Consider the following 657-nt stretch of genomic DNA (forward strand, 5'->3'; position numbering starts at 1 on the left):
TCTCGGCGACCGACACCGAGTCGGGTGTCGACAAGGTCGAGTACGCGCTGGACGGCGCGGCGTTCGCGGCCTACACGGCCCCGGTCTCGGTGAACAAGACCGGGTCGCACACGGTGCAGTATCGGGCCACGGACAAGGCGGGCAACACCTCGCCGGTCGGGTCGGTGACCTTCAAGGTCGTCGCACCGGAGCAGAAGGACACGACCGCTCCGCAGGTGTCGGCGCAGGTGTCCGGTGACAAGGACGCCGACGGCAACTACGTCGGTCTCGCGACGGTGACCGTCTCGGCGACCGACACCGAGTCGGGCGTCGACACGGTCGAATACTCTCTCGACGGGCAGCCGTTCGGCCTGTACTCCGCGCCGGTGGCGGTCAAGCAGGCGGGCGCGCACACCGTGAGCTACCGGGCCACCGACAAGGCCGGGAACGCCTCCGACGTCGCGTCGGTGTCGTTCAAGGTCGTCGCGCCGGAGCAGAAGGACACCACGCCTCCGCTGGTGTCGGGGCAGGTGTCCGGTGACAAGGATGCCGACGGCAACTACGTCGGTTCCGCGACGGTGACGGTCTCGGCGAGTGACACCGAGTCGGGTGTGGACAGGGTGGAGTACGCGCTGGACAACGGGGCGTTCACCACGTACTCGGCTCCGGTGTCGGTGA

1 protein-coding gene is annotated in these 657 nt (G+C 68.6%); it reads left to right on the plus strand.

The genetic code is table 11. The features are described from left to right. A partial coding sequence (locus tag HHX35_RS42385; RefSeq protein WP_182904247.1) for an OmpL47-type beta-barrel domain-containing protein occupies window positions 1-657 on the plus strand: 657 nt, incomplete at both ends.

Origin of the sequence: Microbispora sp. H10830 (assembly GCF_014161375.1) — a bacterium.
GTDB lineage: Bacteria > Actinomycetota > Actinomycetes > Streptosporangiales > Streptosporangiaceae > Microbispora > Microbispora catharanthi.